This window comes from Allobosea massiliensis (assembly GCF_042655245.1).
In the GTDB taxonomy this organism is placed as follows: domain Bacteria; phylum Pseudomonadota; class Alphaproteobacteria; order Rhizobiales; family Beijerinckiaceae; genus Allobosea; species Allobosea massiliensis.
Window position 1 is genome coordinate 51,101 of the sequence record NZ_JBHSLU010000018.1, and the last position, 13,262, is coordinate 64,362.

10 protein-coding genes are annotated in these 13,262 nt (G+C 66.6%); 8 read left to right on the plus strand and 2 right to left on the minus strand.

The window, feature by feature from the left end; genetic code table 11:
* Positions 1-15 precede the first annotated feature (15 nt).
* A complete protein-coding gene (locus ACFPN9_RS09970) occupies positions 16-465 on the minus strand; it encodes a cyclic nucleotide-binding domain-containing protein (RefSeq protein ID WP_066719456.1) in 450 nt (149 codons plus the stop codon).
* The gene (locus ACFPN9_RS09975) at positions 462-3,197 is read right to left on the minus strand and encodes an ABC transporter transmembrane domain-containing protein (RefSeq protein WP_066719462.1); all 2,736 of its coding nucleotides are present in this window, start codon (positions 3,195-3,197) and stop codon (positions 462-464) included. The genes ACFPN9_RS09970 and ACFPN9_RS09975 overlap by 4 nt, the downstream gene beginning before the upstream one ends.
* A 237-nt stretch (positions 3,198-3,434) precedes the next feature.
* On the opposite strand from ACFPN9_RS09975, the gene ACFPN9_RS09980 reads away from it, so the two are divergent.
* The 8 genes from ACFPN9_RS09980 (at position 3,435) to ACFPN9_RS10015 (ending at position 13,222) form a co-directional block, all read left to right on the plus strand.
* Positions 3,435-5,315: an ABC transporter ATP-binding protein gene (locus tag ACFPN9_RS09980; RefSeq protein WP_068076288.1), complete on the plus strand. Its 1,881-nt coding sequence runs from the start codon at positions 3,435-3,437 to the stop codon at positions 5,313-5,315.
* The gene (locus tag ACFPN9_RS09985) at positions 5,315-7,288 is read left to right on the plus strand and encodes an ABC transporter substrate-binding protein (protein WP_082737656.1); all 1,974 of its coding nucleotides are present in this window, start codon (positions 5,315-5,317) and stop codon (positions 7,286-7,288) included. Before ACFPN9_RS09980 ends, ACFPN9_RS09985 begins: the two co-directional genes overlap by 1 nt.
* A 6-nt stretch (positions 7,289-7,294) precedes the next feature.
* On the plus strand, positions 7,295-8,293 hold the full coding sequence (locus ACFPN9_RS09990; protein WP_066723698.1) for an ABC transporter permease: 999 nt from the start codon (positions 7,295-7,297) through the stop codon (positions 8,291-8,293).
* Positions 8,290-9,492, plus strand: coding sequence for an ABC transporter permease (locus ACFPN9_RS09995; RefSeq protein WP_068076289.1), 1,203 nt, complete (start codon positions 8,290-8,292; stop codon positions 9,490-9,492). Before ACFPN9_RS09990 ends, ACFPN9_RS09995 begins: the two co-directional genes overlap by 4 nt.
* Before the next feature lie 33 nt (positions 9,493-9,525).
* A complete protein-coding gene (locus tag ACFPN9_RS10000; RefSeq protein WP_066717420.1) occupies positions 9,526-10,668 on the plus strand; it encodes a glycosyltransferase family 4 protein in 1,143 nt (380 codons plus the stop codon).
* Complete coding sequence (locus ACFPN9_RS10005; RefSeq protein WP_066717419.1) at positions 10,665-11,459, plus strand: polysaccharide deacetylase family protein; 795 nt, start codon at positions 10,665-10,667, stop codon at positions 11,457-11,459. The genes ACFPN9_RS10000 and ACFPN9_RS10005 overlap by 4 nt, the downstream gene beginning before the upstream one ends.
* 39 nt (positions 11,460-11,498) lie before the next feature.
* The gene (locus ACFPN9_RS10010) at positions 11,499-11,801 is read left to right on the plus strand and encodes a hypothetical protein (RefSeq protein ID WP_067255164.1); all 303 of its coding nucleotides are present in this window, start codon (positions 11,499-11,501) and stop codon (positions 11,799-11,801) included.
* A 137-nt stretch (positions 11,802-11,938) separates the two neighbouring features.
* Positions 11,939-13,222 (plus strand): glycosyltransferase family protein, encoded by a 1,284-nt coding sequence (locus ACFPN9_RS10015; protein WP_377816771.1) that lies wholly within the window; start codon positions 11,939-11,941, stop codon positions 13,220-13,222.
* Positions 13,223-13,262 lie beyond the last annotated feature (40 nt).

Sequence of the window (13,262 nt, forward strand, 5' to 3'; positions counted from 1 at the left end):
CGGAAATCCGGTTCGTCAATGCACCTTCTCCGCATGCAGCGTGCGGTCCGCCAGCCGGTAGAGCCGCGACGCCAGGTCGCGCGTCAGCGCCAGGCTGAAATCGGGGATCGTCTCGAGCAGTTCGAAGAACAGATCCTTCGGCAGACGCAGCGCCACGACGGCCGTCTTGGCGGTGATCGCGCCGACATAGCTGCGCCCGGAGAGAAGCGGCACGTCGCCGACGAGGCTGCCGGTATGGAGCGGCAGCCTCGGCCCCTCCCCGTTCGCGCCGCCATGTGAAATCTCGAGTTCGCCCTGCAAGACGACGAAGACACCTTCAGGCGTCTCGCCCTCGGCGATGATCTGCGTCCCAGGATCGAAACGCAGCTTTTCTCCCATCAGCGCGACGAGCTTCAGCCGCGGCAGGGGCAGGCTCCGGAACAGCGGGACTTGCCGCAGGCATGAAATGTCCGTTTCGAGGGTCATGACCGCGCCTCCATGGTCTCGATGCCGTTCCGTTGACGCGTCGGGGGCGGCATCGCCGCCTCGTCCTCCTCCTCGGTCCCGCTCTCGAGGGTCGCCGAAGGCCCATTGAAGACGATCCTGAGGGGGATGTCACCGACGAGATGGTCGTCCCTGACGAGCAGGAACAGCGTCATGCCGGCGCAATGCTCGCGTAGCCGGGCAATGACCGCCTCGGGTTCCGCGGTCGTCGCGAGGAACGCGCCGAGATCGAGGATCGCGATCTGCGGCGCCTTGATCAGCGCCTGCGCCAGCGGGATGGCGAGCTTGAGCCGCGTCGGCAGGAACCGACCGCGAATGCCGCAATCGGTGTTGAGGCCGATGCGATAGAGGTCACCGTCGAGCCCCGCACGCGCCAGGGCCTTGCGGACGATCATCGCCACCTTCTTCCGCGCATCGGCGATACCGTGGCCGATGCGGCCGAACATCAGGTTGTCGCGCAGGCTCGCCCCGAGCATCACCTTGTCGGGATCGTAGAAATCGACGTCCTCCACCGCGTCGGCCGGCAGATGCATCTTGAAGCTCGCCCGCGCCCGCAGGATACGCTCACGCAGCCGCTCATCGAGCAGGTTGAGCCGGTGTTTGGGCTCGATATAGCCCAGCGCCAGAGCCACCAAATCGCGCTCGGCCACGGCGTCGAGGGGGCTGCGCATGTCGTGCTTGTCGAGCAAGGCCGCCAATTCGCCCATCCGGTCGAAATCCAGACCCGAGCCGAAGGAGTAACGCTCGAAGAGGGCATGGCCGTGCGGCAGCCCGGCGAAGATCTCGGCGACGGTTCCAGCGATCCGCGAGCCGACCTCGACCAGCGGCTCGACCAGCGACTCTGCCTTCAGGATCGCATGGGCGTAGGGCTCGAACAGCAGCGTCTCGTTGGCGAAGCGGGGGCTCATCCGGGCGCCGAAGATCAGGTTCTCGGCGATGGTCGCATTGTCGTTGTAGCTCTCGGGGTCGAAGGGCGTGATCAACCCGGCGAGCTTGCTGCGGGCGAGCTCCTCGGCCACCGCCCAGCGCGCATCCACGATCTGCGCCTTCGCCTCGGCGCGCAGACCGGCTGTCACCTTCCCGTCGAGGCCCAGCTCATAGACGTCCTCCGCACAGCCAAGCACATCGAGCACCGTCCTCACCCGCTGCGCCAGCTCTGCCTCGTCGGCCACGCCCGCTCCCTGGTAATCCGTCCAGTCGGCCTCGAAGGGTAGCGGCGTGTTGCCCGATCGCAGCGACTCGACGAAGCGCCGGTGTTCGCTGGTCGAAAGCCGGCCCTGGGGGCGGATGTCGGGACGGCGTCGCTTCAGCGGCAACAGGATGTTGTCGCGGATCGTGCCCGCGATGATCTCGGTCTCGTTGCCGGCATAGCCGATGAGATGGCTCGCCCGCTCGACCGACATGCGCGCCAGCGGAGCCGAGTCGAACATCACCCGCCCGGAATAATTCATCGCCTGCCGACCGAGGATGCGTCCCAGCACCTCCAGCCCGCCGCCGGCCGGACCGACCAACGCGACCTCGCCCGGTCGCGGAATGCGGACGGTCAGCGGCATCAGCAGGGGCTGGCCCCGATTGTCCAGCATCTGCACGCCGTCCAGCCGGATCTCTCCGGTCTCCGGCAAGCGCTCGACACCGCCCTCTTCGTCGAGCTGGACACGGTCTTCGGTGTTGAACTGAGCGATGACCTGCTCGTACTTGATCGTGACGTCGTTGCGCTGCTGGTCCCAGTCGATCAGCTCCTTGATCGGCGGCGGCAGGTCGCGATAGGCGGCGATGACGGCGACGAGCTGGCCGATATCGAGGCGCCCCTGCAGAGCGAAGAAGCCGCCGATCGCGTAGAAGAAGAAGGGCGTGATCTGCGCCAGCAGGTTGTTCAGGAACTTGACCGCGAATTTGCGCTTGTAGAGCGCGTAGCGGATGTCGAAGAGCCGGCCCAGCCGCCCGGCGATGTCCGACTGGACATAGGTCGTCGCGCCATGACCCTGGATCGTCGGCCCCGCATCGACGATTTCGCCGATCCGCCCGGCGAGCTGGCGGGAGGCGAGCTGGCGCTCGCGACCGAGCCGCAGCTGCTCGCGCCGCAGGATCGGGACGATGATGGCCTGTGCCAGCACGATCACCAGAGCGATCGACCCCAGCCAGACGCTCTGCACCATGATGAAGGTCAGCGCCGTCAGCGCCTGCGTCAGGAGGAAGACCGGCTGGATGAAGGCGTCGCCGACGAAGCCGCCGATCGGCTCGACCTCGTCCTTGATCATGCTGGCGACCTCGGCCGGCTTCACCGCCCGGATGTCCTCGGGGCGGAAGCGCATGAGCTGGCTGAAGAGGTCGTAGCGCATCCGCCGCAGCATGCGCTCGCCGAGGATGCCCTTGCGCACATTGATGACGTATTTGAACGCGCCGTTGACCAGCACCAGGAACAGGAAATAGCTACTCAGCCCCAGCAGCAGCCCGAGCTGACCGACCTGGAATCCCTCGAACAGCTTGAAGCTCGCACCCCCGAGGAAGGAGGGAAGGTGCAGGGTGAAGTCGAGCAGGGTCGCCGTGGTCTTGCCGTCCTTGAAGGCATTGCCCTGGATCGCATCGTTGACGATGCGCTTGGGCACGTCGAAGGACGCCCAATAGAATGGGATCGAGGCGAGGATGATGAGCAGGACGATGATCTGCTCGCCGCGGCTCTTCTCCCAGACATAGCGGAAGAGGCTGGTCTCCAAGAGGAATCCTCGCCGGTGCGCCGCAACCCGGCGCCCGTCTCCTGACCTTCGAAGGTCCATATGTGTGCCAGCCGCGCCGCGAGCGCAATGAGCCCGCTTTCACGCGACCGTCATCGCCGGGCGACATGGTCCGGCGCGGTGTCGCAGTCGGTCGAACCCCGTTGGCAAAGCGGCACTTTCCGCGTCTAGTGACGTTGTGATGAGGAACTGGGGGCGAAGCTCCGGCGAAAGCGGCTGATGGATATTCTTCGGATCAGCGATCTGCATATCGGGTTCACCGTTCACGGCCTCGCGCGCGACGTCGTGAAGGGCGTGAGCCTGCGTGTGCCCGCGGGCCGCACCGTCGCGCTGGTCGGCGAGTCGGGCTCGGGCAAATCGGTGATCTCGCAGGCGATCATGGGGCTTTTGCCCCGCGCTGGCGGCGTGACCGGGGGGGAGATCCTGTTCCGCGATCCGCTCACCCCCGACACCACTATCGACATTGCCGCACTGCCGGCGGAGGGCAAGGCGATCCGCGCCCTGCGCGGCGGGCGCATCGGCATGATCTTCCAGGAGCCGATGTCGTCGCTCTCGCCGGTCCACACCATCGGCAACCAGATCGAGGAAGCGCTGCTGCTGCACCGGCCCATGAGCAAGGCCGAAGCGCGCGGTCTGATCGAAACGATGCTCGGTCGCGTCGGCTTCAAGGACCCGGTGCGCGCCTACGGGCTCTATCCCTTCGAACTCTCGGGCGGGCTGCGCCAGCGCGCCATGCTCGCCATGGCGCTGATCTGCCAGCCGGCCCTGCTGATCGCCGATGAGCCGACCACGGCGCTCGACGTCACGATCCAGGCCCAGGTGCTCGACCTGATGCGCGACCTCCAGGCCGAAATGGGCATGGCGATCCTGCTCATCACCCATGATCTCGGCGTCGTCGCCAACATGGCCGACGAGGTGGTCGTGATCTACCATGGCGAGATCATGGAGAGCGGCCCGGTCGAAGACATCTTCCGCCGGCCGCGCCACCCCTATCTCAAGGCCCTGCTGAAGGCCTCGCCGCATTTCGACATGCAAGAGGGCGAACGTCTCGTGGCGCTGCGCGAGGCACGCCCCCGCCCGCCCGCCGCGCCGCGCGCCATGCCCCTGCCGAATGCCGGCGAGCAGGCGCCGCTACTGAGTGTGCGCGGGCTGCGGAAGGCCTACACCACCGGTTCTCGCAGCTTCTTCGGCAAGGGCACCCAGCAGACCGTGCTGGCCGTCGACGATGTCGGCTTCGACATCCGGCGCGGCGAATGCCTCGGCCTCGTCGGTGAGAGCGGCTGCGGCAAGACCACAGTCAGCAAGATCATCATGCGCGCCGTCACGCCCGATGCCGGCAGCATCGTCTTCGACGACGGCCGTACGCAGACCGACATCCTGGCACTGGATGGCGAGGCGCTGCGTGCGTTCCGCCCGCGGGTGCAGATGATCTTCCAGGATCCGGTCTCCTCACTCTCGCCGCGCATGACCGTGTCGAACATTCTGCGCGAGCCGCTGGTGATCCATGGCAAGGGCGGCGCCGGCGAACAGGCCGAGCGGGTGAGGACTCTGATGGAGGATGTCGGGCTCGATGTCCGCTTCCTCAACCGCTATCCGCACTCCTTCTCCGGCGGGCAGCGCCAGCGCATCGGCATCGCCCGCGCGCTCGCGCTCGACCCCGACCTGATCATCTGCGACGAGCCGGTTTCGGCGCTGGACGTGTCGGTGCAGGCACAGATCCTCAACCTGCTGAAGGACCTCCAGGCCGAGCGCGGCCTGACCTTCCTGTTCATCTCACACAACCTCGCGGTGGTGAACTACATGGCCGACCGCATCGCCGTGATGGCCAATGGCCGCATCGTCGAGATTGCGCCGCGCCACGCGCTGTTCAGCCGGCCGGTCCATCCCTACACGAAGGCCCTGCTGCGCTCGGTCCCCTTCGCCGATCTCGACCGCAAGCTCGACTTCAAGCTGGCCGCGCCGGGCGGCGCCTCCGATTCCAGCCATTGGGACCGGGTCTTCAGGCCGGACCCCGAAGGCGAGGCGCTGACCCATCTGCCACTCGGAGGCGGCCATTTCGTACTCGCCCGCCCTGGCGCCGAACTGAGGGAGGTGGCCTGATGAGATCGCTTCGTCCCACGCGCCGCGAGACGCTGCTGATCGGCACGGCCGCCGTCGCGATGGCTTCGGGCCTGCCCCGCCTATCACAGGCGGCGCCCGCTCGTCCCTCCGAGCTGATCGACAGCCCTTTCCTCGAACAGAGAGTGGCAACCGGCAAGCTTCCGCGGGTGGCGCAGCGCGTCCCGGTTTCCCCCCGCATCGTCGCGCTGACCGGGGACGAGCGGGTTCCCGGCCGCCATGGCGGCACGATGCGGATGCTGATGGGCGACCAGCGCGATATCCGCATGATGACGCTTTACGGCTACACGCGGCTGGTCGGCTACGACGACAACCTCGATCTCGCGCCCGACGTGCTCGAGAGCTTCGAGGTCGAGGCCGGCCGGATTTTCACCCTGCGGCTGCGTCCCGGCCATCGCTGGTCCAATGGAGCGCCCTTCACCACCGAGGACTTTCGCTACTGGTGGACCCATGTCGCCAACAACAAGCGGCTCTCGCCAGGCGGGCCGCCGCAGGCGCTTCTGGTCGGCGGCGAGCCCCCCGTCTTCGAGGTGCTGAGCGAGACGGAGGTTCGTTACTCCTGGTCGAAGCCCAATCCGATCTTCCTGCCCGCGCTCGCCGGCGCCCAGCCGACTTACATCTGTATGCCGTCGGGCTATCTGAAGCAGTTCCATATCGACTTCGCCGATCCCGTGACGCTGCAATCGCGCGTCCGGCAGGCGCGCGTGCGGGATTGGGGCGCCCTGCATGAGCGGCTCTCGCGGATGTATCGCCCCGAGAATCCCGATTTGCCCACGCTCGACCCCTGGTGGAACACCACGCCGCTGCCGGCCGAGCAGTTCACCTTCGAACGAAACCCCTTCTTTCACCGCATCGATGAGAATGGCCGGCAACTGCCCTATGTCGACGAGGTCACCCTGACCGTCGGCACCCATTCCCTGGTGCCGGCCAAGGCTGCGGCCGGCGACGCCGATCTCCAGGCCCGCTATCTGCGCTTTGACAACTACACATTCCTCAAGGACGCCTCGAAGCGCATGAACTTCGACGTCCGCCTCTGGACACGGGCCGAAGGCTCCTATTTTGCCCTGATGCCAAACCTGAACGCGATCGACCCGGTCTGGCGCGACCTGAACCGGGACCTGCGCTACCGCAAGGCGCTGTCGGTCGCGATCAACCGCAAGGACATCAACCAAGTCATCTTTTTCGGCCTGGCAAGGGAGAGCGGCAACACGGCCCTGCCCCAGAGCCCGCTCTATGATGCAGGCTTGGCGAAGCTCTGGACGCAGCACGATCCCGCGCTCGCCGACCGGCTGCTCGACGAAGCCGGGCTCGGCAAGCGCGCGCGGGATGGCATTCGCCTGCTGCCGGACGGGCGGCGGCTCGAATTCACCATCGAGACAGCCGGCGAGAGCACCGAGGAAACCGATATCCTCGACCTGATCAAGCAGGATCTCTACGCCGTCGGCATCAAGATCTATCCCCGCTCGACCCAGCGTGACGTTTTCCGCCGGCGCATCATCGCCGGCCAGACCATCATGTCGGCCTGGGCCGGCATGGACAACGGTCTCGTCGCCGCCGATATGGAGCCCGACGCACTGGCCCCCACCAGCTCCGCCCAGTTCAACTGGCCGCGCTGGGGCCAGTATCACGAGACCGCCGGTCGCGAAGGCGAGGCACCGGACCTCGCCGAGGCGCAGGAACTCATCGCTCTCTATGCCGCGTGGCGCAACAGCGCCACCCAGGGCGAGCGCCGGCAGATCTGGCAGCGCATGCTGCAGATCAACGCCGAGCAGCTCTTCGCCATCGGTGTCGTTAACGGCACGCTGCAGCCCGTCGTCGTCTCGAGGGACCTGAAGAACGTCCCGCAGAAGGGGCTCTACAGCTTCGAGCCCGGCGCCTTTTTCGGCCGCTATATGCCCGACACCTTCTGGTTCGACACCCGCAAGACGGTCGGCCTCGACAAGGGCAGGGGCTGAACCGTGCTGCTCAAATACATCCTCAAGCGCATCCTGGTGATGATCCCGACGCTGCTCGTCACGAGCGCGCTGATCTTCACCGTCATCAACCTGCCGGAAGGAGATTATTTCGAAACGCTGGCGGCCGAGATGCAGGCGCAAGGAGAGAAGGCCGACCTCTCGCGCATCGAGTTCCTCAAGAAGGAGTATGGCTTCGACAAGCCGATCGTCGAACGCTACGTCTGGTGGGTGGTGGGCCTGCTCCAGGGGGATATGGGCTACTCCTTCGAGTACCAGCGCCCGGTCCGCGAGATCGTCGGCGACCGGCTCTTGCTGACGATGATCGTCTCCTTCGTCACGATCATCTTCACCTGGATCGTTGCCTTCCCGATCGGCATCTACTCAGCGACGCATCAGTACAGCTGGGGCGATTACGGCCTGACCTTCGTCGGTCTGATCGGCCTCGCCGTGCCGCATTTCCTGCTGGCGCTGGTCTTCATGTATTTCGCCAATGTCTGGTTCGGCACCTCGATCGGCGGCCTGGTCGATCCGCAATATCTCAACCAGCCGATGAGCTGGGCCAAGGCTGCTTCGGTGCTGGAGCACCTGTGGATTCCGGTGATCATCATCGGTGCCGGCGGAACGGCCGGGATGATCCGCGCCGTGCGTGCCAACCTCCTCGACGAGTTGCAGAAGCAGTACTACGTCACCGCCCGTGCCAAGGGCCTGCCGCCCGGCAAGGCGCTGCGCAAATACCCGCTGCGCATGTCGCTGAACTTCTTCGTCTCCGACATCGGCGACATCCTGCCCTCGATCGTCTCCGGCGCCGAGATCGTAGCCATCGTCCTCTCTCTGCAGACGACCGGTCCGCTGCTGATCCGCGCCCTCCAGAGCCAGGACATGTATCTCGCCGGCTCCTTCCTGATGTTCCTTTCCTTCCTGACCGTGATCGGCGTGTTGATCTCCGACATCGCGCTGGCGATCCTCGATCCGCGGATCCGCCTGCAGGGCGAGGCGACCAAGTGAACCAGGCCGCGACACCGCCTTCGCCGGCTTTGGGATTGCCACCCGATGGCGCACCGCTGCCGCACACGGCCTCCACGGCGCCGTTCGAACCGAACGCCGTCGAGGTGATGACGCCCGAGCAGGAGCGCGTCTATCTCGCCTCGCAGTCGCAGCTGATGTGGTGGAAGTTCCGCCGCCACAAGCTCGCGCTGGTCTCGGGCGTCGTCATCATCGTCATCTATGCGATGGCGGCCTTTGCCGAATTCCTGGCGCCCTACCACTACACCACGCGCAACACCGACTTCATCCGCGCCCCGCGCCAGGAGGTGCATCTCTTCCACGAGGGGCGCTTCCTCGGCCCCTTCGTCTACCCCTACACGCAGCGCCTCAATATGGAGAACCTGAAGCGCGAATACGACGTCGATCGCAGCCGCCCGCAGCCCCTGCGCTTCTTCTGCCGCGGCGAGGAATACCGTTTCTGGAACCTCATTCCCGGCAATCTGCATTTCGTCTGCCCGCCCGAGGGTGGCACGCTGTTCCTGCTCGGCTCGGACCGGCTCGGCCGGGACATGCTCTCGCGCATCCTTTATGGCGGCCGGATCTCGCTCTCGATTGGATTGCTCGGTGTCTTCGTCTCCTTCGTGCTCGGCGTCATCATCGGGGGCATCGCCGGCTACTATGGCGGCAAGGTCGATCTCGTCGTCCAGCGCCTGATCGAGATCGTCCAGTCCCTGCCGCATATCCCGCTCTGGCTGGCGCTGGCGGCAATCATGCCGCCCTCCTGGAGCCCCCTGCTGGTCTATTTCGGCATCACCGTCATCCTCGGCTTGATGGACTGGACGGGTCTGGCGAGGGCGGTTCGCTCGAAGCTCCTGTCATTGCGCGAGGAGGATTATGTCGTCGCCGCCCAGTTGATGGGCGCGAAGCCGGCGCGGATCATCGGACTGCATCTGGTGCCGGGCTTCATGAGCCATCTCATCGCCTCGGCAACGATCACCATCCCGAAGACCATCCTTGGCGAGACGGCGCTGAGCTTTCTCGGCCTCGGGCTGCGCCCGCCGATCACGAGCTGGGGGGTGATGCTGAACGAGGCCCAGAACATCAATGTCGTGGCGCTCTATCCCTGGCTGCTCTATCCGGTCGTTCCGGTGATCCTGATCATCCTCGCCTTCAACTTCCTCGGCGACGGCCTGCGCGACGCGGCCGACCCCTATCGTTGAACCCGTCACAAGCTCGTCCGACGCGAAGACCCGGTGCGCATCGCCTTTCACACCCCGCTCAACACCTATGATGACGGCCGCATATCGGGCGACCGCCGCATGGCGAGACAGCTCGTGGCGGCGCTGGAAAGTCTTGGGCACAACGTCATGCCCGGCATCGGCGCGCGCGATTTCATGCCCACAGCCGAGCCCGAGCGGCTCGCGGCCCATCAGGCCGCCGCGGCGGAGCGCATCGAAGCCCTGCTCGCGCAGTGGCGCGGAGACGGGGCAGCGCCCGAGCTCTGGTTCACCTATCACAACTACTACAAGGCGCCCGACCTGCTGGGCCCCGCCATCTCGCAGAGGCTCGGCATCCCCTATGTCGTGGCCGAAGCCAGCGATGCGGAGCGTCGCGCCACCGGCGACTGGTCGGCTCATACCCGCCTCGTCCGCCAGGGACTGGCAGCGGCGGACCTGCATCTATGGTTCACGGATCGCGACCGACAGGGGCTGGAGCGCTGGCGCTCGGACCATACGGCGCTGATGGAGTTGCCGCCCTTCATCGCTTTCGCGGGCCCTCCGCCCTGCCGCAACGAGGAGACCGCCACGGTGCCTCGCCTCGTCACCGTCGCGATGATGCGCGAGGGCACCAAGGAAAACAGCTACCGCGTCTTGGCGCGGGTGCTCTCGCATCTGGTGGACCGACCCTGGACCCTGACCGTAATCGGCGACGGACGCAGGCGGGTCGAGGTCGAGGAGGCTTTCGCCGGTTTCCCCGAAGGACGCATCGCCTGGCGTGGGTCCATCACCCATGACCGTGTCGTCGCCACCCTGGCGGAGCATGACCTTTTCGTCTGGCCGGGCGTGCGCGAGGCTTATGGACTGGTCTACCTGGAGGCGCAGGCCGTCGGCCTGCCGATCGTCGCTTTCGACAGCGGCGGCGTCTCCGCCACCGTCAGGCGAGGCGAAACCGCACTGCTGCTGCCCGAGGACGACGAAGCGGGGCTCGCTTCGGCGCTGGGCGACCTGCTCGACGATCCGCGACGACGCGCGCAAATGGGCGTCGCCGCCCGCCGCTTCGCTCTGGACGAGCGCAACCCGGCCCGAGCCGCCGACATCCTCGCGCGGGGGCTCGCCGTCGCGATCGCGAACCATGCCGCGCGCCGCGCTCAGCCCGCCATGGAGCCGATGCCGTGACGCCCCCCCGCCAGGATCATTGGGGCGATCTTCGGTCGGAACTCGACTGCTGGAGCGCGGCCGGTCGGCAGATCCGGCTCTGGCTGCGCGACGACGACGCCATCGCGGCCAGCCCTGCCCTCGACCGTCTGGCGACGCTGCCCGAGCGGCACGGCCTCCCTGTCCTGCTCGCCGTCATTCCCATGCTGGCTGAACCTTCGCTCGGCCGGGCACTTCGGCAGATGCCGTTGCTGCGGCCCTGCCAGCACGGCACCTGGCATCGAAACCATGCCGAGCCGCCGGCCAAGAAGTCGGAGTTCGGCCCCTCTCGCGACGCGATGGAACTCGACGCCGAGATCGCGACCGCCTCGCGGCACCTCGCCGACGTGCTGGAAACCGCGCCGCTTCCGGTCTTCGTGCCGCCCTGGAACCGGATCGATCCGGCTCACGCGGCCCGGCTGCCGGCTCTCGGCTTCCACGCTCTCTCCTGCTTCCGCGGCTATCGGCTCAGGCCCGAGGGCGGCCCCCGTCTCATCAACACGGCGCTCGACATCATCGACTGGACGAGCCGGACCGGCCGCCGGACCGACGATCTCCTTGCCGAATGCTGTCGCCTGCTGGGGTCACTCCGGGCCGAAGGGGACGGTGACACCGCCTTCGGCCTGTTGCTGCACCATCGCGACCATGACGAGATGGCGTGGGGATTTCTCGACGCCTTTCTGGCCGCTTCGCTCGCCCACCCGGCCGTCATCCCCGGCGATCCGCGACAGATGGTCAACGACCGCATTTCCCAAGCGGCACCCAGCCGCTAGAATCCGGGAACCAATCCCGTGCCAGAACGTTGAGCGCCCATGAAAAAGCCGATCGCCGCCGCCGCCCTGCTCGGCACCCTTGCCCTCGCTGCCTGCAGCACTCCGCAAAGGTTGCAGCCGCAGCCCCAACCCGCCGGGATGCCACAGATCACCCCGACGAAGCGGATCACGGTCGTCGGCAGCGAGGTTATCCTCCCGGACGGCACGCGGGCGCCGATGGACGCCACCGGCGGCTTCCTGCTGCCGAACGGCGAGCGCGTGCTTCGCGACGCGCGCGGCGCCCTCGTCCTGCCCAATGGCAACCGCTGCCTGCCGGACGGGCAGGGTTATGTCTGCCCCTGATGCAGATTCGAGCGGTCGGTCGGGTGCGCCGGACTTGGACAGGTTCCAACCTCGCGCTATAACGGCGGGGCGTATTCTCAGGTGCGTTCGTCCTCGGCATGAGGTCGTCTGACCTATCTGCGGGGGGCGACGCGGATATGCCTTTCAACGTCGTCGACCTTCCGGGTACCGATCGGGTACAGCGCTCGTCCCACGCGCCGCGCGTCCTGATCTACAGCCACGACACCTTCGGACTGGGCCATATCCGGCGTTGCCGCGCGATCGCGAACTCGCTGGTCGCGAGCTACCCTCATATATCAGTGATCATAGTCTCGGGCTCGTCGGTGATCTCGAGCTTCCAGTTCGGTGATGGCGTCGACTATGTGCGCATTCCCGGCGTCGAGAAGCAGACCGATGGGCGCTATGGCCCGCACCATCTCAATCTCGACCTGAACGACACGATCCGGCTGCGGACCGACATCATCAAGCAGGTCGTCCTGTCCTTCGATCCCGATGTCGTCATTGTCGACAAGGAGCCGATCGGCCTGCGAGGCGAACTCGTGCCGGCGCTCGACATCCTGCGCCGCCGCGGTGCCCGGATCGTGCTCGGCCTGCGCGACGTGCTCGACGAGCCGGTCAAACTGCACGAGGAATGGCGCCAGTGCGGGGCTCTGGACGCACTCGGGCAGATCTATGACGACATCTTCGTCTATGGGCTGGAGAGCATCTACCAGCCACTCGCCGGTCTGCCGAACCCGCATCTCTTCGAACATAAGATCCGCTACACCGGCTATCTCAAGCGCGCCGTTCCGAGCCCGATGCCGCCGACGCGCTTTCCCCGGATCACCAAGGGTCCCTTCATCCTGGTGACGCCGGGCGGCGGCGGTGACGGCGCCGGCGTCATTGACTGGGTGATCTCCGCCTATGAGGCCGATCCGACGATCGAACTGCCTTCCCTGATCGTCTTTGGCCCATTCATGTCGCGCGAGCGGCGCAAGGGCTTTGCCGAGCGCATCGCGCGCATTCCGAAGCTCGAGAGCCTCGGCTTCGAGCCGCGCCTCGAACTGCTGATGAACCGGGCCCACTGCGTTGTCGCGATGGGCGGCTACAACACCTTCTGCGAGGTGCTGTCCTTCGACAAGCCGGCGCTTATCGTCCCCCGAGTGAAGCCCCGCCTCGAGCAGGCGATCCGGGCCGAGCGCGCCGACCAGCTAAAGCTGATCGACGTGCTGCATGATCCGCAGGAGAGCGGCGAGGGTCCTCGCGACCCGCTGAGGATGGCCGCCGCGCTCCACGCGCTGCCGCGGCGCATGCCGCCCTCCCAGGCTTTCGTGCCCAACCTGCTCGACGGGCTGCCGACGATCGGCCGTGCGCTGGCGGACGACCTGTCGCTGCCCGTCCGCGATCGCCCGGCGGCGCAGAGCAGCCTCGCCAAGAGCTGAAGCACACGCACAGCCGGCATCCCATGGGCTGGCGACATGC